At 68.4% G+C, this 23,218-nt stretch carries 22 protein-coding genes; 17 read left to right on the top strand and 5 right to left on the bottom strand.

Annotation, left to right across the window (positions count from 1 at the left end):
* The 6 genes from ccmE to Q5Y72_RS08845 all read left to right on the top strand — a co-directional run bounded on the left by ccmE (position 1) and on the right by Q5Y72_RS08845 (position 5,046).
* Positions 1-450: a cytochrome c maturation protein CcmE gene (ccmE, locus tag Q5Y72_RS08820; RefSeq protein ID WP_305963101.1), complete on the top strand. Its 450-nt coding sequence runs from the start codon at positions 1-3 to the stop codon at positions 448-450.
* 108 nt (positions 451-558) lie between these two features.
* Positions 559-1,170: a holin-associated N-acetylmuramidase gene (locus Q5Y72_RS08825; RefSeq protein ID WP_305963047.1), complete on the top strand. Its 612-nt coding sequence runs from the start codon at positions 559-561 to the stop codon at positions 1,168-1,170.
* On the top strand, positions 1,161-1,700 hold the full coding sequence (locus tag Q5Y72_RS08830; protein WP_305963048.1) for a holin family protein: 540 nt from the start codon (positions 1,161-1,163) through the stop codon (positions 1,698-1,700). The genes Q5Y72_RS08825 and Q5Y72_RS08830 overlap by 10 nt, the downstream gene beginning before the upstream one ends.
* Positions 1,701-1,792: 92 nt before the next feature.
* Positions 1,793-3,754 (top strand): heme lyase CcmF/NrfE family subunit, encoded by a 1,962-nt coding sequence (locus Q5Y72_RS08835; RefSeq protein ID WP_305963049.1) that lies wholly within the window; start codon positions 1,793-1,795, stop codon positions 3,752-3,754.
* Positions 3,751-4,212: a cytochrome c-type biogenesis protein gene (locus tag Q5Y72_RS08840; RefSeq protein ID WP_305963050.1), complete on the top strand. Its 462-nt coding sequence runs from the start codon at positions 3,751-3,753 to the stop codon at positions 4,210-4,212. Before Q5Y72_RS08835 ends, Q5Y72_RS08840 begins: the two co-directional genes overlap by 4 nt.
* Before the next feature lie 63 nt (positions 4,213-4,275).
* Positions 4,276-5,046 (top strand): enoyl-CoA hydratase-related protein, encoded by a 771-nt coding sequence (locus Q5Y72_RS08845; RefSeq protein WP_305963051.1) that lies wholly within the window; start codon positions 4,276-4,278, stop codon positions 5,044-5,046.
* On the opposite strand, the gene Q5Y72_RS08850 is transcribed toward Q5Y72_RS08845, so the two are convergent.
* From Q5Y72_RS08850 to Q5Y72_RS08860, 3 genes are all read right to left on the bottom strand, one after another.
* Positions 5,047-5,745: an NUDIX hydrolase gene (locus tag Q5Y72_RS08850; RefSeq protein WP_305963052.1), complete on the bottom strand. Its 699-nt coding sequence runs from the start codon at positions 5,743-5,745 to the stop codon at positions 5,047-5,049.
* Positions 5,742-6,149 (bottom strand): DUF983 domain-containing protein, encoded by a 408-nt coding sequence (locus Q5Y72_RS08855; RefSeq protein WP_305963102.1) that lies wholly within the window; start codon positions 6,147-6,149, stop codon positions 5,742-5,744. The genes Q5Y72_RS08850 and Q5Y72_RS08855 overlap by 4 nt, the downstream gene beginning before the upstream one ends.
* A gap of 148 nt (positions 6,150-6,297) precedes the next feature.
* Positions 6,298-7,692, bottom strand: a complete 1,395-nt coding sequence (locus tag Q5Y72_RS08860; RefSeq protein WP_305963053.1) for a diguanylate cyclase — start codon at positions 7,690-7,692, stop codon at positions 6,298-6,300.
* Between the two features lie 119 nt (positions 7,693-7,811).
* Here Q5Y72_RS08860 and Q5Y72_RS08865 point away from each other — a divergent pair, with 119 nt between their 5' ends.
* The 5 genes from Q5Y72_RS08865 to Q5Y72_RS08885 all read left to right on the top strand — a co-directional run bounded on the left by Q5Y72_RS08865 (position 7,812) and on the right by Q5Y72_RS08885 (position 12,060).
* Positions 7,812-8,102, top strand: a complete 291-nt coding sequence (locus tag Q5Y72_RS08865) for a DUF3572 family protein (RefSeq protein WP_305963054.1) — start codon at positions 7,812-7,814, stop codon at positions 8,100-8,102.
* Positions 8,103-8,190: 88 nt separating this feature from the next.
* Positions 8,191-8,787, top strand: coding sequence for a heme NO-binding domain-containing protein (locus Q5Y72_RS08870; protein WP_305963055.1), 597 nt, complete (start codon positions 8,191-8,193; stop codon positions 8,785-8,787).
* Positions 8,784-9,815 carry a GGDEF domain-containing protein gene (locus Q5Y72_RS08875; protein WP_305963056.1) on the top strand — a complete coding sequence of 344 codons (1,032 nt, stop codon included), beginning with the start codon at positions 8,784-8,786 and terminating at the stop codon, positions 9,813-9,815. Before Q5Y72_RS08870 ends, Q5Y72_RS08875 begins: the two co-directional genes overlap by 4 nt.
* Positions 9,816-10,012: 197 nt before the next feature.
* Positions 10,013-10,630 (top strand): nicotinate-nucleotide adenylyltransferase, encoded by a 618-nt coding sequence (locus Q5Y72_RS08880; RefSeq protein ID WP_305963057.1) that lies wholly within the window; start codon positions 10,013-10,015, stop codon positions 10,628-10,630.
* Entirely contained in the window at positions 10,627-12,060 is a 1,434-nt protein-coding gene (locus Q5Y72_RS08885) for a D-alanyl-D-alanine carboxypeptidase (RefSeq protein WP_305963058.1), read from the top strand. Before Q5Y72_RS08880 ends, Q5Y72_RS08885 begins: the two co-directional genes overlap by 4 nt.
* Here Q5Y72_RS08885 and Q5Y72_RS08890 read toward each other — a convergent pair.
* A complete protein-coding gene (locus Q5Y72_RS08890; RefSeq protein WP_305963059.1) occupies positions 12,031-12,453 on the bottom strand; it encodes a tellurite resistance TerB family protein in 423 nt (140 codons plus the stop codon). The two genes, Q5Y72_RS08885 and Q5Y72_RS08890, sit on opposite strands and share 30 nt — an antisense overlap.
* Before the next feature lie 89 nt (positions 12,454-12,542).
* On the opposite strand from Q5Y72_RS08890, the gene Q5Y72_RS08895 reads away from it, so the two are divergent.
* The gene (locus Q5Y72_RS08895; protein ID WP_305963060.1) at positions 12,543-14,126 is read left to right on the top strand and encodes a lysine--tRNA ligase; all 1,584 of its coding nucleotides are present in this window, start codon (positions 12,543-12,545) and stop codon (positions 14,124-14,126) included.
* A gap of 175 nt (positions 14,127-14,301) precedes the next feature.
* Positions 14,302-16,596: a glycosyl hydrolase family 28-related protein gene (locus Q5Y72_RS08900; RefSeq protein ID WP_305963061.1), complete on the top strand. Its 2,295-nt coding sequence runs from the start codon at positions 14,302-14,304 to the stop codon at positions 16,594-16,596.
* Between the two features lie 65 nt (positions 16,597-16,661).
* Here Q5Y72_RS08900 and Q5Y72_RS08905 read toward each other — a convergent pair whose 3' ends face one another.
* Positions 16,662-17,141, bottom strand: a complete 480-nt coding sequence (locus Q5Y72_RS08905; protein WP_305963062.1) for a pyridoxamine 5'-phosphate oxidase family protein — start codon at positions 17,139-17,141, stop codon at positions 16,662-16,664.
* Positions 17,142-17,221: 80 nt separating this feature from the next.
* On the opposite strand from Q5Y72_RS08905, the gene Q5Y72_RS08910 reads away from it, so the two are divergent.
* From Q5Y72_RS08910 to Q5Y72_RS08925, 4 genes are all read left to right on the top strand, one after another.
* Positions 17,222-18,778 carry a SulP family inorganic anion transporter gene (locus Q5Y72_RS08910; protein WP_305963063.1) on the top strand — a complete coding sequence of 519 codons (1,557 nt, stop codon included), beginning with the start codon at positions 17,222-17,224 and terminating at the stop codon, positions 18,776-18,778.
* A gap of 179 nt (positions 18,779-18,957) precedes the next feature.
* Positions 18,958-20,913 carry an acetate--CoA ligase gene (gene acs, locus Q5Y72_RS08915; RefSeq protein ID WP_305963064.1) on the top strand — a complete coding sequence of 652 codons (1,956 nt, stop codon included), beginning with the start codon at positions 18,958-18,960 and terminating at the stop codon, positions 20,911-20,913.
* A 178-nt stretch (positions 20,914-21,091) separates the two neighbouring features.
* Positions 21,092-21,349 carry a DUF4212 domain-containing protein gene (locus Q5Y72_RS08920; protein WP_305963065.1) on the top strand — a complete coding sequence of 86 codons (258 nt, stop codon included), beginning with the start codon at positions 21,092-21,094 and terminating at the stop codon, positions 21,347-21,349.
* A 13-nt stretch (positions 21,350-21,362) separates the two neighbouring features.
* Positions 21,363-23,171 (top strand): sodium:solute symporter family protein, encoded by a 1,809-nt coding sequence (locus Q5Y72_RS08925; protein WP_305963066.1) that lies wholly within the window; start codon positions 21,363-21,365, stop codon positions 23,169-23,171.
* Positions 23,172-23,218: the final 47 nt, after the last annotated feature.

Below are 23,218 nucleotides of genomic sequence, written 5' to 3' on the forward strand. Positions count from 1 at the left end.
CTGAGATCCCTGAAGAAACGACGCCGTATGCAGGTGCTTCTTGCCGCAGCCGCGGCGCTTCTGATCGCCGCCGGGCTGATCGGCTACGGGTTTCGCGACGGCATAAACCTCTATCGCTCTCCGACGCAGGTCAGCGCGGCGGCACCCGACCCGGACGAATATTTCCAGCTTGGCGGGCTGGTGAAGGAAGGCTCGATCGTGGCGCGTGACGGGGTGGCGTTCGATTTCGTCATCACCGACGGCGTGGCCGAGATCCCGGTCAGCTATGTCGGGGGCGACCCCCGGCCGGACCTGTTCAGCGAAGGGCAGGGCACCATCGCCAAGGGGTATTTCCGCGAAGGCCGCTTCGAGGCGCGCGACCTGCTGGCCAAGCATGACGAGACCTACATGCCCCGCGAGGTGATCGACACGCTGAAGGAAAGCGGCGTCTATCAGGATCCGAATTCCTGACCGCAGGCGCCGATCCCGGGCAACGCACGGCGGGTTAACAGAAGGTTAACCGGGCGCCAGCACCCTTGGCCATCCGCCGTTCCGGGCGGCAGGCACGAGGGGACCGCCATGCCAAGCGTCGCAGAAATAGCCAAGCAGATCGTCGCCCGCGAGGGCGGCTATGTGAACGATCCCGACGATCCCGGCGGGGCCACGAATTTCGGGGTCACGATCGGCACCATGCGCACGCTGGGTCTGGACCTGACCCGCGACGGCCGCGTGGACGCGGCCGATGTGAAGGCGCTGACCCGCGCCCAGGCCGAACAGATCTTCGTCGAGCACTACTTCCGCCGGCCGCGCCTGTCGGAGCTGCCGCAGCCGGTGCAGGCAAGCGTTTTCGACATGTATGTGAACGCCGGCACCAATGCCGTGAAGATCCTTCAGAAGCTGGTCTCGCGGATGGGCTTTGCCGCCGCCGCCGATGGCGTCATCGGCCCGCGCACCATCGCCGCGGTGGCCGGGGCTGCCGAGGCGGCGCCGGCGCATCTGGCCGATGCTTACGGGATCGCGCGGCGCAATTATTACTACGCGCTGGCCGATCAGCGCCCTGCCAGCCGCAAATATGCGCGCAGCAAGTCGGGCGGCAAGGGCGGCTGGATCACCCGCGCCGAGGAATTCATCGCGCCGCGCTATCACCTGACCGAGGCCGAGCATCGCGAAAGGACTGCAAAATGGGCATGATCGACCGCTTCATCGGGCTTGGTCAGGGCGTCACCGCCCTGGGCAGCGCCGCCACGGGCATGGCCGAGGTCTTCACCCAGAACGCGACCCGCAAGATGGAGCTTGAGGAAGAAGCCTATGCCCGCGCGATCACCCAGCTGGGCCAGGAATTCCAGATCGCGCGAGCCGGATTTTTCGACAGCTTCATCAACGGCCTGAACAGGCTTCCCCGTCCCCTTCTCGCCTTGGGGACCATGGGACTGTTCGTCTATGCGATGGTCGAGCCGGACGGCTTCGGGCTGCGCATGGAAGGCTTGCAGCAGGTTCCCGAGCCGCTGTGGTGGTTGCTGGGTGCCATCGTCGGCTTCTATTTCGGCGCGCGCGAGGCGCATTATTTCCGCGGCCGCGTCTGGCCGGCACGCAAGTCCGCCGGCGGTGCATCCGATGCCGCTGCGGCGTCCGCGGCGCCGACGGAGCAACGCGCCCAGCCCGACGATGATTTCGCCGACAATGCCGCGCTGCGCGACTGGGTGACGGGCTTGCGCGAATAGGTCGCACGCAAAACTGATGCTGTCAGCGGATGGGGGGACTTTCCCCCCATTTTTCCTGCGCCTATGCTGGCCGCAACGGAGGAGCGCCGCTGATGATCGCCGAGCTTGGGCATTTCGCCCTGATCCTTGCCTTTACGGTATCTCTTTACCAGATGACCGTGCCGCTCGTCGGTGCGTCGCGGGGGCTGACCGGCTGGATGGACAGCGCCCGGCCCGCGGCGCTGGCGCAGTTCCTGCTGACCGGGTTGTCATTCGCGGCGCTGACCCATGCCTTCGTGACCTCGGATTTCTCGCTGAAGCTGGTCTACGAGAACTCGCACACGGCCAAGCCGCTGCTTTACAAGATCACCGGCGTGTGGGGCAATCACGAGGGCTCGATGCTGCTTTGGGTGCTGATCCTGGCGCTGTTCGGCGCGGCGGCGGCGGCCTTTGGCGACAACCTGCCGCCCAGCCTGCGGGCCCGGGTGCTGGCGGTGCAGGCGGCGATCGGGGCGGCATTCTACGCCTTCATCATCTTCACCTCGAACCCCTTCCTGCGGCTGGCGAATCCGCCCTTCGACGGTCGCGACCTGAACCCGCTGCTGCAGGACCCCGGATTGGCCTTCCACCCGCCCTTCCTGTATCTGGGCTATGTCGGGCTTTCGATGACCTTCAGCTTTGCCGTCGCCGCGCTGATCGAGGGCCGCGTCGATGCGGCCTGGGCGCGCTGGGTCAGGCCCTGGACGCTGGCCGCTTGGATGTTCCTGACCATCGGCATCGCCCTGGGGTCGTGGTGGGCCTATTACGAGCTGGGCTGGGGCGGGTTCTGGTTCTGGGACCCGGTCGAGAATGCCAGCTTCATGCCCTGGCTGCTGGCCGCGGCGCTGCTGCACTCGGCCATCGTGGTCGAAAAGCGCGAGGCGCTGAAAAGCTGGACGGTGCTGCTGGCGATCATGGCCTTCGGCTTCTCGATGATCGGCACCTTCATCGTGCGCTCGGGCGTCATCACCTCGGTCCACAGCTTCGCCAGCGATCCGGCGCGCGGGGTGTTCATCCTTGGCATCCTTGCGGTCTTCGTGGGCGGGGCGCTGACGCTGTATGCCGCGCGGGCGGGGGCGATGACGGCGCGGGGCGTGTTCTCGCCGGTGTCGCGCGAAGGCGCGCTGGTGCTGAACAACGTGCTTCTGGCGGTCTCGGCCTTCGTGGTCTTCGTGGGCACGATGTGGCCCCTGCTGGCCGAGATGCTGTGGGACCGCAAGCTGTCGGTGGGCGAGCCGTTCTTCAACAAGGCCTTCACACCCTTCATGATCGTGCTGGCGCTGGTGCTGCCGCTTGGCGCGATCATGCCGTGGAAACGGGCGACGCTGACGCGCGTCCTGCGACCGTTGCGGGGCGCGCTGGTCTTTGCCCTCGCCGTGGCGTTGCTGGTCTTTGCCGTCTCGACGGGCCGGTCGGCCATCGCGGTGATCGGGGCGGGGCTCGGGGCCTGGCTGATCGCCGGATCGGTGGCCGATCTGATCTCGCGCACCGGGTCGTCGGGCTTGGGGCGGCTCGTGCGGCTGCCACGGGCCGACTGGGGCAAGGCTATTGCCCATGCCGGGCTGGGCGTCACCTTCATCGGGGTCGGCCTGCTGACCGCCTGGCAGACCGAGGATATTCGCGTGGCCCGGATCGACCAGCCCTTCGAGGTCGCGGGCTACCAGATCACCCTGCGCGCGGTGGACGAGGTGCAGGGGCCGAACTATGTCTCGACCATGGCCCGGCTGGACGTGGCGCGCGGGGGGCGCGCGGTGACAACGCTTAGCCCCGAAAAGCGTGTCTACCCGGTGCAAGCGATGCCGACGACCGAGGCGGCGATCGACAACGGTTTCTTCCGCGACATCTACCTGGTGATCGGCGACGCCCAGCCCGATGGCGGCTGGGCGGTCCGGTCCTACGTCAAGCCCTTCGCGAACTGGATCTGGGCCGGGTCGATCCTGATGGCGCTTGGCGGGGTCGTCAGCCTGACCGACCGGCGCTATCGCGTGGCGGCCGGCGCCGGCCGGCGGCGGGCCTCGGCGGTGCCGGCGGAATGAGGCGGGCTGCCGCGATCCTTGCGCTGCTGCTGATGCTGCCGTCGGCGGTGCCGGCGGTGCAGCCCGACGAGGTGTTGGCCGATCCGTTGCTGGAATCGCGGGCGCGCGAGATTTCCAAGAAGCTGCGCTGCCCGGTCTGCCAGGGCGAGAACATCGACGAATCCAACGCGCCGATCAGCCGCGACCTTCGGCTTTACGTCCGCGAGCGGCTGGAGGCGGGCGATGGCAATGACGAGGTGGTGGACGCGGTCGTGGATCGCTTCGGCGAATTCGTGCTGTTCGAGCCGCGGGCCCGCGGCGGCAACCTGCTGCTGTGGCTGGCCGGGCCGGCGATGGCGCTGATCGCGCTGCTGATTGCCTGGCGCTTTCTCGGCGCGCGGGCCGGCGCAGCCCCCCCGGTCACCGCGCTGAGCGAGGCCGAACGCGCCCGCCTCGACGAGATCATGCGCGACGAGTGACGCCGGGTCGGACTTTCGCCGCGCGACGAATTCGGCATGATGCCCCGCAACAGGGGGATCGCCATGAGCTTCGAGACCATCACCTTCGCCGTCAGCGACGCCATCGCCACGCTGATCCTGAACCGTCCCGACAGCATGAACGCGCTGAACGCCCGGATGAGGGCCGAGATCACGCAGGCGCTGACGACGCTGCCAAATGGGGTCCGCTGCGTGGTCATGACCGGATCGGGCCGGGCGTTCTGTTCGGGGCAGGACCTGAAGGACGCGGCGTCCGGCACCGATCTTCAGGCCGTGCTGCGCGATGAATACGAGCCGATGTTGCAGGCGATCCGCGATTGCCCCGCCCCGGTCATCGCCGCGGTGAACGGCGTGGCGGCGGGTGCCGGGGCGAACCTGGCACTGGTTGCGGATGTGGTCATCGCCGCCGAGAGCGCCAGCTTTATCCAGGCCTTCACGCGGATCGGCCTGATCCCGGATGCGGGCGGCACTTGGGCGATCCCGCGCGCGGTCGGGGCGGCGCGGGCGATGGGCATGATGCTGTTCGCCGAGCCGGTGTCGGCGCGGCAGGCCGAGGAGTGGGGCATGATCTGGCAGGCGCTGCCCGATGAGTCCTTCGCCGAGGGCGTGCTGGCCCGGGCGCGACAGCTGGCGCAGGGGCCGACCGGCGCCTATCTGCGGGTCCGCCAGGCCGTCGCGGGCGCCTTCGACAATGATCTGGCGTCCCAGCTGGCGCTGGAGGCGCGGCTGCAGGGCGAGGCCGGTCGCAGCGCCGATTTCCACGAAGGGGTCAGCGCCTTCCTGCAGAAGCGCAAGCCCCGGTTCAGCGGACGCTGATCAGGCGATCTGGGCAAAGCGCGGCGCAGGGCCGCGATTGTCGAAGAACGGCACGGTGTCGGGCAGCGGCAGATCCGCATGATGGGGCACCGCATGGACCAGTTCGGCAAGTTCGGCCAGAACCACCTCGGTGATGAAGGGCAGGTTCAGCGCCCGCGCCTCGGCCAGCGGCACCCAGTGCAGATGCGACAGCTCGTCGCAGGCCCGCCCGAAATCGTCGGGATCGCCGGCGATGGCCGCAGCGTCGGCGACAAGGAAATGCGCGTCGAAGCGGCGTGGTCGTCCGGGCGGCGTGATCGCTCGGAACAGATAGACCAGTGTGCCCGCGTCGGGGCTGATGCCGGTCTCGGCATAGCCCGGCCAGCCGCTGTGCGGCCCGTCCGCGGTGCCGATCAGCAAGCCGGTCTCCTCGGCCAGTTCGCGCAGCGCGGCCGCGGCGATGGCGTCGGGGTCGGCAGGCTGGCCGTTGCGCGGCTCGGCCATCAGGCGGCGGCGGTGCGGCTCGCCGATGCCGCGCGCCAGCATCGCGCCGGCGTCCTCGGCATCCACGGCGCCGCCCGGGAAGACGTATTTCGAGGGCATGAAGGCAGCAGTGGCGCCGCGCATTCCCATCAGGATCGAGGCACCCGCGGCGCTGCGCCGCAGCAGCATCATCGTCGCCGCGTCGCGGATCGGCGGCTCGCCCGGCGCGTGGCTCATGTGGTCGCGGGGTCGGGCTCGATGCCGAAGCCATGCATCCGGCGCGCCCATTGCAGGCCGACCATCGCGCCCTTGATGCGCGGCAGCAGCAGCAGCGACAGCACGATCGCGCCCAGCCCGAAGCACAGGATCATCGTCATGGCGGTCGGCCGCCACGCGATGTAGCAGGCCAGCAGCAGCGGCGCCCCCAGATGCGACACCAGAAGGATCGTCAGATAGGCGGGCCCGTCATCCGCGCGCTGGTGATGCAGGGCCTCGTCGCAGGAGGGGCAGCGGTCGCGCACCGTCAGATAGCCGCGAAACAGCCGGCCGCTGCCGCAGGAGGGGCATTGGCCGCGCATCCCGCGCAGCATTGCCTGTCCGGTCGGCCGTTCGGCCTGCTGCTGGGCAGCGCGGCTGGGCATCGCCGTGACCGCCGGGCCGGCGGCCTGGTCTAATCGGGACATCGCGAACTCCTTCGGCTGGCGCGTGGCCGGCATCCTAGCGACCCGGGCCGGCTTTCGCCAGCCCCGGAAGGGCAGGGTGGCGCGGCGGATCGCCGCCCCGGGGCGATCAGGCGGCGCGCTCGGCCTGGGCCAGCATGACGCGGTTGCGCCCCATCGACTTGGCCAGCAGCAGGGCCCGGTCCGCGCGTTCCAGCGACAGTTCGGCAAGGCGGTCAGGCGGCATCGCCATGCCGAAGGACCGGCCGATCGCCACGCCGACGGACAGCGTCACGGTGATGTGGCCGCCGCCCGACAGGTCCGGCAGGTCGATCGGCGTCGTCTCGATGGCGCGGCGGATCTCCTCGGCGCGACGATAGGCGCGGCTGTCGCAGGCGTCCGGCAGGACCGACAGGAATTCTTCGCCGCCAAGCCGGGCGGTGATGCCGTCCTTGCCCGTGATCTGTTCCAGCCGGCGTGCCACCTCGCGCAGCACGGCGTCGCCTGCCGCATGGCCGTGGCGGTCGTTGATGCGCTTGAAGCGGTCAAGATCCAGCGCCAGCACCGCAAAACTGTGGCCGTCGCGCAGCGCGTCGCGCGCGATCTCGGTCAGACGGGGCAGGGCATAGCGGCGGTTGTAAAGGCCGGTGAGGGGATCGGTCATGGCCCAGATCATGTTGCGCTGTGCCTCGGCGCGGCGGCGATCGCCCTGTTCCTTGCGCGACAACTGCGTCTGCAGCGCCAGCGCCACGATCTCGACCCCGGCGCCGCCGCCGAGATCGATGGGCACCACCTCGCCCGCCCCCAGATCCAGCGCGACGGCCGACAACTCGACCCGGTCGGCCTCGGTTGCCACCACGAAGGCCGCGTCGCGCGACCCGCTGCGCGAGCGCAGTTCCGACAGCAGCCGCAGCCCCTCGCCCCGCGCCCCGATATCCGCCGCGATCAGGTAGAGATCGGCCGCCCGGCCCGAGGCCGCGGCGCCAAGCGCCTCTTCCGGGCTGCGGATCGAGAAGCGATGCGGCAGGCGCCGCTGCAGCAGGTGCCTCCAGCGCAAGGCCCGCGCGGCGCTGTCGGCCACCAGCGCAATCTCGATGGCGCTTGGGGCGGGGGTGAAGCTGACGGCCGCCTCGGCCATCGATCGCTGCGGTTCGAGCCCGCTGCCTGCATCGCGCAACAGCCCCCGGATCCGCGCGGCCAGCATCTGTTCGTCAACGGCCGGATCAAGCACCGCCGAGGCCCCGGCGCGCAGCGCGTCCAGCCGGGTCTGGCTGTCGGCCAGCATTAGCACGGGGATCGCCGCGCAGTCGCGATCCTCCACCAGCGCGCGGCAGATCTGGACCGATTCACGGCCCGCAAAGCCGCCGCCCAGCAGGATCAGGTCGGGCCGGTGACTGCGCGCCTGCGCCATCAGCTGATCGGGCGTCGAGGCCGTCAGCACGTCATAGCAGGCAGCGGCCAGGCGCACCTTCAACGTGATGCGCGTCGTCGCCACCCCATCTGCCACCAGGATGCGTGCGGTCATCTCGGTCCCGTTTCTTGCTCTGCACCGTTCCCCGTGAACCCTTTCAGCAAATGCTTAACAAAGGGTTTCCAGACAGGTAGGACCGGCTGATTCCCGCCGATCCAAAGGAGTGTGCGCCGATGAGATTTTCCCTTGCGCAAGCGCGCGACATGGCCATGGCGGCCCTCATCTACCTGATCGAGCGGCCTGACCAGGCTGCCGCCTTCATGGGCGCGACCGGCCTGCGGCCCGAGGATCTGCGAAACATGGCGCAGGGCGAGGACCTGGCCGTGCATGCGCTGGATTTCCTTCTGGAGGATGATTCGCGTGTCATCGAAGCGGCGGGGCATCTGGGACTGCGCCCGCAGGATCTGCTGACCGCGCGCACCGCGCTGGCAGGCCCGGGCAGCTTCGGCTGGGAGGCCGACTGAGGGCGCACCTACCTCTTCGCGTGGCGCCCTGCGCGGTTTCCGATTTCTTCACCTTTGCGCGATAGCCTTGCCGCAACAGAGGTGATCCATGCACAGGCTTGTCATCCGCGCGGTCGAGGAATTCCTGCGCGATACCTACGGAGAGGCGCTGTGGCGCGACGTGGCGACCGCCGAAGGCGCGCGCCCGATCGCGCCGCCGGAACCGGGGGGCGGGCAGCCCGGCTCTCCGGGACGAATCGCGCATGGCGAGGCGCTGATCACCTCGGCCGCCATCATTCTCGAGAAGCCGGCCGAGGAACTGTTCGAGGATCTGGGCGCCTGGCTGGCGCGGTGCGAGGCGATTCGCAGGCTTCTGCGCTTCTCGGGCCGCGATTTCGGCGATTTCGTCCTCAGCCTCGAGGAACTGCCGGGCCGGACGCGCTATGTCATTCCCGATCTCGACATGCCGCGCATCGAGGTGGCGCGCGACGGCGACGGCACCATCCGGCTGATCCTGGCCGGCGCGGCGCAGGGCTGGACCGCCATCCTCGGCGGGCTGCTGCGGGCGATGGCGGATGATTACGGCGCCCTCGGACTGATCGTGGTCGAGGGCTGCGAGATCGACGTGCATATCTCGGACCACGCCTTCGCCGAGGGGCGCGAATTCCGGCTTGGCCAGGCCTGCCTGCGGACGGAGCTGCGATGAGCCTGGTGACCGGCGCCTTGATCGGGCTGGATCGCGCGGCGGCGGACGGGCTGCTGCCGATGCACCTGCTGATGACCCGCGAGGGTGTGATCCGCTCGGTCGGGCCGACGCTGCGCAAGGTGGTGGCGCCGGGTCTGCAATACATCGATGCCGCCTTCGAGAATGGCAGGCCCGGCAGCACGGGGCCGCTGGTTCCGGCGATCCTGTCGGCGGCGGATCGGGCCGAAAGGCTGTTCCTGCGGATGCGGCAGCCGCCCGGCCTCAACCTGCGCGGCCATGCGGTGCCGGCCAGCGACGACCTGGTCCTGATGAACCTCGGCTTCGGGATCGGGCTGACCGATGCGGTCGGCTTCGCGGGGCTGACCGATCGCGATTTCGCGCCGCCCGAACTGGCGATGGAACTGCTGTTCATGCGCGAGGCGGTGGGGGGCGTTCTGGGCGAGCTGTCTCATTTCAACAGCCAACTCGAGGCCGCGCGCGAGGCGGCCGAGATCCAGGCCCATACCGATCCGCTGACCGGGCTCTGCAACCGGCGCGGCCTGGAACTGGCGCTGGCGGCGGCGCGGCGCGAGCCGACGCTGCGCGGTCGCGGCCTGGCAAAGCCCGAATTCGCTCTGGCGCATCTGGACCTCGACGACTTCAAGCAGGTCAACGACCGCTTGGGCCATGCGGCGGGCGACGCGGTTCTGTGCCATGTCGCGCAGGTCCTGCGCGAGGTGACGCGCAGTGACGACACCGCCGCCCGTGTCGGCGGGGACGAGTTCGTTCTGTTGCTGCAAGGGCTGGAGGATGAGGCGATCCTGCACAGGCTGGCGCGCCGGATCATCACCGGGATCGAGGCCGCGCTGGCGGATGAGACGGACAGTTGCGCCGTCTCGGCCAGCCTCGGCATCGTGCTGTCGCGCAATTACCGCGATGCCCCGGTGGCGCGCATGCTGGCCGATGCCGACGGCGCGCTTTACCGGTCGAAGCGCGCGGGCAAGGGACGGGTGACGATCCTGACCGGGCCTTCGGGCGATCCGGGCTAGGCGATGCGCTGACACCGGCCCGCCCCGCCGCCGTGCTGCGGCGATCCTGTGCCGCGCGACGCCGACCGCGCCCGGCCCCCCCGGGGGCGGCAGTGGATCGGCATGACGAGGCGAGAATGGCTGCCTGCCGCGGGCGGGGGCAGGGCTGTGGGCCGTGCTCTGTTGGCATGTCCTGCGCGATGTTCTAGGTCGATGACATGACACGCGGCTTTCCCCTTGCGCGACCGGGCATGCGGATCGGGCTTCTGGGCGGATCCTTCGATCCCGCCCATGAGGGACATGTGCACATCACCGAAACCGCGCGGCGGCGGTTCTGTCTGGACCGGGTCTGGTGGCTGGTCTCGCCGGGCAATCCCCTGAAGGCGCATGGGCCGGCGCCCCTGGCCGAACGCATGGCGACCGCGCGGCGGCTGCTGGACGATCCGGCGGTCATCGTCACGGATGTCGAGATGCGGCTGGGCACGCGGCTGACCGCCGACACCATCGCGGCCTTGACCCGGCACTATCCGGGGGTGCGGTTCGTCTGGCTGATGGGCTCGGACAATCTGTGCCAGTTCCACCTGTGGGACCGCTGGCGCGAGATCGCGGCGATGGTGCCGATCGGCGTTCTGGCACGGCCCGGCACGCGCATTCCGGCCCGCAACGCGGTTGCCGCGCAGATCCTGCGGCGGTGGCGGCTGCCGCAGGATCAGGCCGGCAGCCTTGCGCGGCGCCGTCCCCCCGCCTGGGTGCTGATCAACCTGCCGATGAAATCGCACTCGTCCTCGGCCATCCGCGCCGCACGATCCGGCGTGGCCGAAGGCGCGCGCCGATGATGGCGCTGGACCGCCGCGCCGTCCTGGCAGGCGCCGCCGGCATGGCCGCGCTGGCGATCGCGCCGGCCGGGATCGGGCAAACCCCGGTGCCCGGACGGCCACCGCCGCGGCCGCTGCCCGATGCGGGGCGGCAGATCGCGCGGGCCGGGCTGTCGGGCCGCGTCGCCCATGCGCTTGTCGATCCGGATACCGGCGACCTGCTGGATCGCGGCAATGCTGCGCTGCAGATGCCGCCCGCCAGCACGATGAAGGCGCTGACCGCGCTTTATGCCCTGTCGCGTCTGGGGCCGCGGCACCGGTTCCGGACGCGCGTGCTGCGGGCTGGCGACATGCTGGTTCTGGCGGGCGGTGGCGATCCGGTCCTCGATACCGACGCGCTGGCGCGGCTGGCCGATCAGCTTGTCGCCACAAGACCGGCCGCGGCCGCGCGCTTTGCGGTCTGGGCCGGCGCGCTGCCGCATCTGGACGAGATCGCGCCGGAACAGGACGATCACCTTGCCTACAATCCGGCCCTGTCGGGGATGATCCTGAACTTCAACCGGGTTCATCTGGGCTGGCGGCACGACCAGGGCGCAATCAGGATGTCGCTGGAGGCGCGGGCGCGCAGCCTGTCGCCGCGCGCCTACACGATCGAGGCGACCGCGCGCGAACAGTTCGAACCCTTTCGCCACCGTTATGATGGCATGCGCGAGCAGTGGTCGATCGCGCGATCGGCGCTGCGGGGGCCGGGCGGCCGCTGGCTGCCGGTGCGCCGGCCGGCGCTGTATGCCGGCGACGTGTTCCAGACGCTGTGTCGCGCGCGCGGTCTTGTGCTGCCCGCGCCCGAGGTGATCGCCGAGTTGCCCGCCGGCCCCGAAATCGCGTCGCTGGACAGTGCGCCGCTGGCCGATCTGCTGCGTGACATGCTGCTGTTCTCGACCAATCTGACCGCCGAGGCCATCGGGCTTGCGGCCAGCGGCGCGGCCAGCCTGACGGCCTCGGCCGCGGCGATGGGCCGGTGGTTGCAGCAGCAGGGCCTGGGCGGTGGCTTCGTGCTGCGGGACCATTCCGGGCTGGCCCGCGACAGCCGGGTGACGGCCGGGGGGCTGGCGCGGGCCCTGGTGCGGGCAGAGGGCGCCGACGACCTGCGGTCGCTGCTGAAGACCGACCCGCTGGATCAGGCCGACAAGGCGCCGGGTTTCACGGTGGCAGCAAAGACCGGAACGCTGAACTTCGTGTCGAACCTTGCGGGTCAGATCAGCGGTGCGACCGGCCGCCGCGCAGGCTTCGCGATCCTGTGCGCCGACGAGGCGCGGCATCAGGCCACAAGCGGCGCCGAACTGCCCGAGGGCGTGCTGAGCTGGACGCGCGATGCCAAGGCGTTGCAGGCGCAGCTTCTGGCGGGCTGGAACGCCCGTTTCCTACAGGACCCGGTGGCGGACCTGCGCTGACAGTTCGATGGCGGCGGCATGCAGGCGCGAGATGGTCAGCTGGTCGCGGATCTCGGCCAGCATCACGATCTCTCCCTCGTAAAGCCGCCCGTCGGCCGCGCCCACGTCGCAGGCCAGCGCATAGGCCGTCTCGTACAGTTTTTCGGGCAGCGCGTCGCGGATCAGGCCGAACAGCGCATCGACGCCGTCCTCATGCTCGAACAGCGAGATGACCGTCTGGCTGACGGCGCGGATGCGGTCGTCGTCATAGGCGGCGAAGACCGGCGCATGATCGACCATGCGCTGGATCGCGACCAGTTCCGAGGTCCGCATCGTCTGGTCCGAGGCCGAAACCGCGACCATCACGGCCACCAGCGCATCGCAGGGCGAAAGGGAAGGAAGTTCCGTGGTCATGGTGTCGTCTCCTGAGGATGGGTGCAAATTATTGACCAAGCCACGGGCTTTCAATAAGGCGTCGTAGCCTTGCAACAGGAGAAGATGCGATGACCACCCTGCGCGACGCCGCGATGACATCGAAGGCCTGGCCGTTCGAAGAGGCGCGTCGGGTGCTGAAACGCTATGCCGGCAAAGACCCCGTAAAGGGCCATGTGCTGTTCGAGACGGGCTACGGCCCCTCGGGGCTGCCCCATATCGGCACCTTCGGCGAGGTCGCGCGGACCACCATGATCCGCCGCGCCTTCGAGATGATCAGCGACATCCCGACCCGGCTGATCTGCTTTTCCGATGACATGGACGGGATGCGCAAGGTGCCCGAGAACGTGCCCCAGCAGGAGATGCTGGCCCGTCACCTGCAACTGCCGCTGACGGCCGTGCCCGATCCGTTCGGGGAATTCGCCAGCTTCGGCGATCACAACAACGCGATGCTGCGCCGGTTCCTCGACACCTTCGGCTTCGACTACGAATTCGTCAGCGCGACCGAATTCTATCGCTCGGGCCAGTTCGACGGGGTGCTGCTGCGCGCCGCCGAACGCTATGACGCGATCATGGAGGTGATGCTGGCCAGCCTGCGCGAGGAACGCCAGCAGACCTATTCCTGCTTCCTGCCGATCAGCCCCCGGACCGGCCGGGTGCTGTATGTGCCCATCACCCATGTCGATGCGAAGGCCGGCACGATCACCTTCGACGAGGACGGCGAAGAGATGACCCTGCCGGTCACCGGCGGCAATGTGAAGCTGCAGTGGAAGCCCGATTTCGGAGCGCGCTGGGCCGCGCTGGATGTCGATTTCGAGATGTATGGCAAGGATCACAGCACCAACACGCCGATCTACGACGCGATCTGCGAGATCCTGGGCGGGCGCAAGCCCGAGCATTTCACCTATGAGCTGTTCCTGGACCAGAACGGCCAGAAGATCAGCAAGTCCAAGGGCAACGGGCTGTCGATCGACGAGTGGCTGACCTATGCGGCCAGCGAAAGCCTGTCCTATTTCATGTATCAGAAGCCCAAGACCGCCAAGCGGATGTATTTCGACGTGATCCCGAAGGCGGTCGACGAATACCACCAGCAGCTGCGCGCCTATCCCGACCAGACGCCGGACCAGCAGGCCGCCAACCCGGTGTTCCACATCCATGGCGGGCAGGTTCCCGCCTCGGACATGGTGGTGCCGTTCCAGATGCTGCTGAACCTGGCCTCGGTCGCGGGCGACACCGGCAAGGAGGGGCTTTGGGGCTTCATCCGGCGCTATGCCCCCGAGGCCAGCCCCGAAACCCATCCGGGCCTCGATGCGGCGGCAGGCCACGCGCTGCGCTATTTCCGCGATTTCGTCGCGCCGGGCCGCACGTTCCGCGCACCGAGCGGAATCGAGCGCGCCGCACTGGCTGACCTGTCGGCCCGGCTGGCCGCATGGGATCAGCCCGCCGATCCCGAAACGCTGCAAAGCATGGTCTTTGCAGTGGGCCGCGAACATGGGTTCGAGCCGTTGCGCGACTGGTTCGCGGCGCTGTATCAGGTGCTGCTGGGCGCCGATCAGGGACCGCGCTTTGGCGGCTTCATCGCGCTTTACGGCATCGACGAAACCCGCGCGCTGATCGACCGCGCGCTGGCCGGACAGCTTGTAGCGACGCAGTGACGGCGGCGCTGAGGGCAGGGCGCAAGGCCGGGATCGGCGGGCCCGGGGTTGCCGAAACGGGCCTTCCGCCGCACGGTGGTCATACCGGCTGTTAACGCCTGATCAACTATTTCCTTTGGAACCACGCGGAGCCGTCATCCGGCCCGTTTTCCGTTCCGCCTTTGGGAGATAGGACATGAACATAGCGATCACCAACGGCCTCTTGCTGATGCCGCCCGCGTTCCGCGCGGGTCTCCGTGCCTGGTCGCGCGGCAACGGGACGCAGGGCAGTCCGACCTGGGCCACCGCCGACAATGCCGGCATCGTCCCTGCCGATCAGGACTTCGGCGCCTGCCTCGAGATCCTGAAGCAGCAGACCACCACCAGCATCCGCTTCATGGGCGAGACGCCGATGATCCCCGGCGTCTATCTGCGCGTGTCGGCGCGCGTGAAGGCCGTGGCGGGCGCGCTGTGCAGCCTTCGCATCGCCGGCTGGGCCGGTGACGGGGCGCGCAACCATGTTTCGGGACTGGTCGAATCTGGCGCCTCGGTGCCGCTGACCACCTATGGCGAGGTCGTCGAGGTCAGCGCCATCGTCGGCGTGGGGGCACGCGCCGGCGTGGACATGGGCTGGGGCACGCAGCCGGTCTTCGGGCATTTCGGCCTTGATCTGATCGGCGCGAATGGCGGCGCGATCCGCATCGAGTCGATCCGCATCGAGGATGTCAGCGCGGCCTTCGTGCCCTCGCTGATCGACTGGGTGGATGTGCGCGACTACGGCGCGGTGGGCGACGGCGTCACCAACGATCGCGCCGCCTTCGTGGCGGCCGACCAGGCGGCCAATGGGGGGCATATCCTGGTGCCCGCGGGCAATTTCTTCATCTCGGGCGATCTGGCCATCAACAGCCCCATCCGCTTCAAGGGCAAGCTGAGCGCCCCGGCATCGACCCGCATCACCTTCCTGCAAAGCTTCGACTATCCGACCTACGCAGACGCCTTCGGCGACGAGACGCTGGGGCTGAAGAAGGCGTTGCAGGCGCTGTTCGGCTATACCGATCATGTGACGCTGAACCTGTGCGGGCGGCGCATCGACCTGACCGAGCCGCTGCTGATCGACGAGCTGGCCCCGAACCTTACCGAATTCTCGAACCGCCGGGTGATCTGCAATGGCAGCATCGTGCCCGTGGCCGGTCCCGCCTGGCAGACCGGCATCCGCACCGGGCAGGCCAGCTATGATCCAGCCAACCCCAACCGGCTGACGAATGTGGCCAACGTCGCCGCCATCGAGATCGGCAGCCGGGTCATCGGCAATGGCGTCGGCCGCGAGGTCTATGTGAACGGCAAGAACGTCGCACAGGGCTGGCTGAGCCTGTCGCAGCCCCTGCATGGCGGCGCCGGAACGCGGGCCTATACCTTCCAGCGCTATCGCTATCTGCTGGATTTCTCGGGGATCCAGCAGCTGGACCGGCTGAACCTCGCCGATCTGGACCTGACCTGCGACGGCATCGCCAGCGCCATCATGCTGCCGGTCAGGGGCGAGATGATCGCGATCCGCGACTGCTATATCACCAGGCCGAAGGATCGCGCGATCACCTCGATCGGGCGCGGCTGCCAGGACATGCTGGTGGATCGCTGCCAGTTCCTGTCGAACGAGATGCAGCTGCCCGCGCAGCAGCGCAACACCGTGGCGATCAACGTGAATGCCAATGACGTGAAGATGCGCGACAACCGCTTCGTGCGGTTCGCGCATTTCATGGTCGCGGGCGGCGGCGGCCACATCATCACCGGCAACCACTGGTTCCAGGGCGACAGCAGCGACGAGGGGTTGCGCTATGCCGGGCTGGTGCTGACGCAGCCCAATGTGCAGGCGACGGTGTCGGGCAACTACATCGACAATGCCTCGATCGAGTGGACCAACGAGCACGCGGCCTATCCCGACTTCAGCGGCGACGAGTTCAGCTTTGGCGGGCTGACGATCATCGGCAACACCTGCCTGTGCAGCAACACCGTGCCGTGGTTCACCTGGCTGACCGTCAAGCCCTATGGCAGCGGGCATTTCGTCCACGGGCTGAGCGTGGTCGGCAACGTCTTCAAGGCCGTGCGCCGGCAGATCCAGCGGATCGAGCGTGTGGACACCTCGATCGCCGATCTGGATTACAACAACATGCGCAACGTGCAGTTCGAGGGCAACACCTTCAACGGGGTGCTGAACTACATCTCGAACCCGCTGATGATCCAGCATGTCCAGAACAGCAACGCGGCCACCTGGACGCTGCCGGTTGTGGAGGGGCTGCCCTTCCAGGGCTGGGCGAAATCCGTGCAGTCGGTCGTCTCCGAGGGGCCGATCACCGACGCCACGGGGGTCCAGCAGGATGCCGCGCCCTGGGTGCAGACGCAGGTCGGCACCAGCAATCGCCAGATCCGGCTGAACTGGTCGAAGCCGGTCAAGGGGCGGGTCTGCGTCTATGCGCGGATGGACCGGCCGCAATAGGCTGATCCGCACCCTGCTTTCCGGCACGCGCCGCCTCGGGTCAGGTCCCGGGGCGGCGTCCTGCGTCAGGGGGCCAGAAGGTCCGCAGCGGCCAGGTGGAAGGCCGCGCCGAAGCCCGCATTGAGGAACCCCGATCGCGGGACCAGCTGCCAGAAGGTGAAATCCGGCAGGCCGAGGAACAGGCGCGACGGCGGGTGGCGGTCCTGCCAGCCTGCCCGAAGCGGCGCGCCGTCGGGCAGTGGGCGCGCCGTCACCTGCAGCGCCAGCCGCGGCCAGGTCATCGGATCGCCCTTGTCCTGCGGCGCGTCGATCATCAGCCCCGCCCGCGGATCGGCGGCCAGACTGCGGCTATGCGCGGCAAGCGCCGACAGCAGCGCCACCGGCCCGCCATCCGCCCCCGCCTGGCAGAGGATGCGCGACAGATGCGGATGGCCGCTGCCGGGGTCGATGACCGCCAGTGTCGCGTGCCGCATCGCGGCCAGCATCCGGCGCGCGGTCTCGCGGGCATGGGCGTCGGCGGGGCGAAGCGGCGCTGTGTTCTCCATGATCCCAGAATGCCGCCCGGCATCCGGTTGACAAGGGCCTGCGCGATGGAAAGTCTGGCCGCGATCCGGTTGGAACCATGATGTCCTATCGTCCTGCATTTCTTGGGCTTTCCCTGCATCGCGGCGATCTGCAGGCCGGGCTGACGGTGGCGATCGTCGCGCTGCCGCTGTCGCTGGCCATCGCCATCGCCAGCGGTGTCGGCCCGGACCGGGGGCTGGTGACGGCGATCATCGGGGGCTTTCTGGTCAGCGCGCTGGGTGGCACCCGGCACCAGATCGGCGGGCCGGCCGGCGCGTTCATCGTGCTGGTCTCGGCCTGCGTCGCCCGGCTGGGCGTCGAGGGGTTGCTGCTGGCCACCATGATGTCGGGCGCGATGCTGGTCATCCTCGGCGCCCTGCGGCTGGGCGGCACGATCCGCTATGTTCCCTATCCCGTGATCCTGGGCTTCACGGCCGGCATCGCAGTCATCATCGCGGCAAGCCAGCTGCGCGACCTGCTGGGCCTTCAATTGGCCGCGGCCGAGCCCGGCCCGCTGCCGGACAAGCTGGCGGCGCTGTGGGCGGTGCGGGGCACGCTGTCGGCCGGCAGCCTGGCGGTCGCGGCGATCGCGGTGGCCACGATCCTCGGCGTGCAGCGGCTTTGGCCGCGGCTGCCCTCGCTGCTGCTGGGGATCGTGGTGGCGACGCTGGCGGCGCAGGTGCTGGAGGCGCCGACGGTCGCGGATCGGTTCGGGGCGCTGCCCGCGAGCCTGCCGATGCCAAGCCTGCCGCCGCTGACCGATCCCGCGCTGCTGATGGCCGCGCTGCCCTTCGCGGTCAGCTTTACCCTGCTGGGTGCCATCGAATCGCTGCTGTCGGCGATGGTTGCTGACCAGATGGCCGGCAGCCGGATGCGGCCGGATGACGAGCTGGTGGGGCAGGGCCTCGCCAATGTCGCGGTCGCGCTGTTCGGCGGCTTCTGCACCACCGGCACCATCGCCCGGACGGCGACCAATGTGCGGGCGGGCAGCCGCGGGCCGGCCTCGGGGATGATCCATGCGGGTCTGCTGCTGGGCTTCCTGCTGCTGGCCGCCCCGCTGGCCGGGGCGATCCCGCTGGCGGCGCTGGCGGGCCTGCTGATGGTGGTTGCCTGGAAGATGGTCGAATGGCACGCGATCGGGGCCCTGGCGCGGATCAGCCGCGGGGACGCGGCGACGATGCTGGTCACCTTCCTGACGGTGATCCTGCGCGACCTGACCGAGGGGATCATCCTGGGCATGGCCCTGGCCGGTGTCGTGTTCATCGCCCGGATGGCGCGCGAAAGCGGCGCCGAGCCCGGCGCGGGCTGGGACAGCGACGATCCCGACGAACTGATCGTGCATCTGCGCGGGCCGGTCTTCTTCGGATCGGTCGCGCGCATCGAGACGCTGATCGACCGCATCGTCACCCGCCCGCATCTGCTGATGCTTGATGTCAGCGCGGTGCCCTTTGTCGACACCACCGGCGCACAGATGATCGCCGCGCTGGCCGACCGGCTGCGGCGGCGCGGCATCCGGCTGGTTGTGGTGGGCGCCCATGCGCGGCTGCGGGCGGTGCTGGATCACGGGCTTGCCCATGCCGCCGATCCCGATGCCGCGCGCCGCCTGACGGATCTGTGAACAATTTACAGATAGCGCCAACAATCGGTCAAGTAATTTACAAAAATCTCCAATGAAAAAAAACACTTAACATCGCGCTTGTGGTGTGATTAACATTTGCCCCAAGGCGCCCTGCGTCCGGCTGTCCGGCATCGGGCAGGCGATCCGGCGCGCGCCGTTGCTGCTGAGGAGGGGACGCCATGAGCACCGACACCATTGAAAAGCACGCGATTCCGGCCGGCTTCGAGGCGGCCCATGCCGGGCCCGAGGATTATCGCCGCCTCTATGCCGAATCGATCGAGGACCCGGAGGGCTTCTGGGGCCGCGAGGGCAGGCGGATCGACTGGATCCGGCCCTACAGCAAGGTCAAGGACACCAGCTTCGAGTTCGGCAAGGTCAGCATCAAGTGGTTCGAGGACGGCGTCCTCAATGTCAGCGTGAACTGCGTCGACCGCCATCTGGCGTCCCGCGCCGACCAGACCGCGATCATCTTCGAGCCGGACGACCCCGCGACCCCCGCCCAGCACATCACCTATGCGCAACTGTCCGAAAGCGTGAACCGCTTTGCCAACGTCCTGCTGAGCCAGGGCGTCATGCGCGGCGACCGGGTGGTGATCTACCTGCCGATGATCCCCGAGGCCGCCTATGCGATGCTGGCCTGCGCGCGGATCGGCGCGATCCATTCCATCGTCTTCGCCGGCTTCTCGCCCGATGCGCTGGCCAACCGCATCAACGACTGCGGCGCCAAGGTGGTGATCACCGCCGACAGCGCGCCGCGGGGTGGACGCCGCACCGCGCTGAAGGCCAATGCCGACGCCGCGCTGCTGCATTGCTCCGACAAGGTGCGCTGCCTGGTCGTCAAGCATACCGGCGACCAGACCACCTGGGTCGAGGGCCGCGACATCGACGTGAAGGAACAGATGCGGCATGTCAGCCCCGACTGCCCGCCCCGGCCGATGAACGCCGAGGATCCGCTGTTCATCCTGTATACCTCGGGCTCGACCGGCAAGCCGAAGGGGGTCGTGCATACCAGCGGCGGCTATCTGGTCTATGCCGCGATGACCCATCAGTACACCTTCGACTATCACGATGGCGACGTGTTCTGGTGCACCGCCGATGTCGGCTGGGTGACCGGCCACAGCTACATCATCTACGGGCCGCTGGCGAATGGCGCGACCACCGTGATGTTCGAGGGGGTGCCGACCTTCCCCGATGCCGGCCGCTTCTGGGAGGTCTGCGCCAAGCACAAGGTCACGCAGTTCTACACCGCGCCGACCGCGATCCGGTCGCTGATGGGCAAGGGGCCGGAATTCGTCGAGAAGCACGACCTGTCCAGCCTGCGCCTGCTGGGCACGGTGGGCGAGCCCATCAACCCCGAGGCCTGGAACTGGTACAACGAGCATGTCGGCAAGGGCCGCTGCCCGATCGTGGACACCTGGTGGCAGACCGAGACCGGCGGCCACCTGATCACGCCCTTGCCCGGCGCCATCGAGACCAAGGCCGGCTCGGCCACGCTGCCCTTCTTCGGCGTCAGGCCCGCGATCCTCGACGCCAGCAGCGCCGAGCTGATCGATGGCAACCCGGCCGAGGGGGTGCTGTGCATCGCCGACAGCTGGCCCGGTCAGATGCGCACCCTCTGGGGCGATCACGACCGCTTCATGGAGGCCTATTTCCAGCAATATCCGGGCTATTACTTCACCGGCGACGGCTGCCGGCGCGACGAGGACGGCTATTACTGGATCACCGGGCGCGTCGATGACGTCATCAACGTGTCGGGTCACCGGATGGGCACGGCCGAGGTCGAAAGCGCTCTGGTGGCCCATGAAAAGGTCGCCGAGGCGGCCGTGGTCGGCTATCCGCACCCGCTGAAGGGGCAGGGGATCTATGCCTATGTGACGCTGATGAACGGCGTCGATCCCACCGACGAGTTGCGCGCCGACCTGGAAAAATGGGTCCGCAACGAGATCGGCCCGATCGCCAAGCCCGACCTGATCCAGTGGGCGCCGGGGATGCCCAAGACCCGCTCGGGCAAGATCATGCGCCGCATCCTGCGCAAGATCGCCGAGAACGATTATGGCAGCCTGGGCGACACCTCGACGCTGGCCGAGCCCGAGGTGGTCGACGACCTGATCGCGAACCGGATGAACCGGGGCTGAGGCGCGCGGGGCCGGGCCGGGCAGCCCTGTCCGGCACGGGCCCGCCGCGCAATTTCCGACACCGGACCAACCGGCGCCGCGCGGCGCCGGGCCGAAGATGCATCCGTTCCTGCCGCCGGGACGGGATGGTTCACGACAAGGCGGCGCAGCTTTGACCCACTAGGGAGAGAGACGGGACATGAGCGACAAGCAATCATCGAACGCCTATTGGCAGGCGAATCTCAGGATCATCTGGATCTGCATGGCGATCTGGGCCCTGGTGTCCTACGGGTTCGGGATCATCCTGCGCCCGCTGATCGCGGGCATCAATGTCGGCGGATCGGATCTTGGCTTCTGGTTCGCCCAGCAGGGCTCGATCCTGATCTTCATCGTGCTGATCTTCTTCTACGCCGCGCGGATGAACAAGCTCGACCGCGACCACGGCGTGGACGAATGAGGAGGACAACCCCATGAGCCAGTTTACCCTCAACCTGATCGTCATCGGCCTGTCCTTTGCCCTCTATATCGGCATCGCGATCTATGCGCGCGCCGGCTCGACGGCCGAGTTCTACGCCGCCAACCGCGGCGTCAGCCCGGTGATGAACGGCATGGCCACCGCCGCGGACTGGATGTCTGCGGCTTCCTTCATCTCGATGGCGGGTCTGATCGCCTTCACCGGCTATGACAACTCGACCTATCTGATGGGCTGGACCGGCGGCTATGTGCTGCTGGCGATGCTGCTTGCGCCCTATCTGCGCAAGTTCGGCAAGTTCACCGTGCCGGAATTCATCGGCGACCGGTTCTATTCGCAGACCGCGCGGATCATCGGCGTGATCTGCCTGCTGATCATCTCGATCACCTATGTGATCGGCCAGATGACCGGCGTGGGCGTGACCTTCTCGCGCTATCTCGAGGTGTCGAACGCGACCGGCCTGTGGATCGGCGCGGCGCTGGTGTTCTGCTATGCCGTCCTTGGCGGCATGAAGGGCATCACCTACACCCAGGTCGCCCAGTACATCGTGCTGATCATCGCCTACACGATCCCGGCGGTGTTCATCGCGCTTCAGCTGACCGGCAACGTGCTGCCGCAGCTGGGCCTGTTCGGCACCCACACGGAATCCGGCGTCAAGTTCCTGACCAAGCTGGATCAGGTGGTCACCGACCTGGGTTTCAACAGCTATACCGGCCACCACAAGTCGACGCTGGACATGGTGCTGTTCACCCTGGCGCTGATGATCGGCACCGCGGGCCTGCCGCATGTCATCATCCGCTTCTTCACCGTGCCGAAGGTGTCGGATGCGCGCAAGTCGGCGGGCTGGGCGCTGGTGTTCATCGCCCTGCTCTACACGGTCGCGCCGGCCGTGGGCTCGATGTCGCGCTTCAACCTGACCGCGACCATGTGGCCGGGCGCCGAGACGGGCGAGACCTTCAGCCAGCCGGCGATCTCGCTGGACACGATCCAGAACGATCCCGAAAAGCAGTGGATGCGCACCTGGCAGGCGACCGGTCTGCTGAACTGGGAAGACAAGAACGGCGACGGGCTGATCCAGTACTACAACGACGCCGCAGCCGCCGGCCCCGCGGCCGAGATGGCCACCGCGCAGGGCCTGGCCGGGAACGAGCTGACCACCGTGAACAACGACATCATGGTGCTTGCCAACCCCGAAATCGCCAACCTGCCGGGCTGGGTCATCGCGATCGTGGCCGCCGGTGGTCTTGCCGCAGCCCTGTCCACCGCCGCCGGCCTGCTGCTGGCGATCTCGGGCGCGGTCAGCCATGACCTCGTGAAGGGCGCGATCAACCCCGGCATCAGCGAGAAGGGCGAACTTCTGGCCGCCCGGATCTCGATGGCGGTGTCGATCCTGGTGGCGACGATCCTCGGGCTGAACCCGCCGGGCTTTGCGGCGCAGACCGTGGCACTGGCCTTCGGCCTTGCCGCCAGCTCGATCTTCCCGGTGCTGATGATGGGCATCTTCTCGAAGCGCATCAACAAGCAGGGCGCGATCTGGGGGATGCTGGCGGGGATCCTGTCCACGCTGCTCTACATCTTCACCTACAAGGGCTGGTTCTTCGTCGCCGGCACCAACATGCTCGAGGACAACGCGGCCAACTGGCTGTTCGGCATCTCGCCCGCCTCCTTCGGCGTGATCGGCGCGCTGATCAACTTCGCGGTCGCCTATGTCGTCTCGAATGCGACCGAGGAACCGCCGGTGCATGTGCAGGAACTGGTCGAATCGATCCGTGTCCCGCGCGGGGCCGGCGGCGCGGTCGCCCACTGAAACCCCTGGCCGCGCCCCCGGGACGGGGCGCGGCCACCCCCCCCCCC

It is taken from the genome of Paracoccus spongiarum, assembly GCF_030732095.1.
GTDB classification, from domain to species: Bacteria; Pseudomonadota; Alphaproteobacteria; order Rhodobacterales; family Rhodobacteraceae; genus Paracoccus; species Paracoccus spongiarum.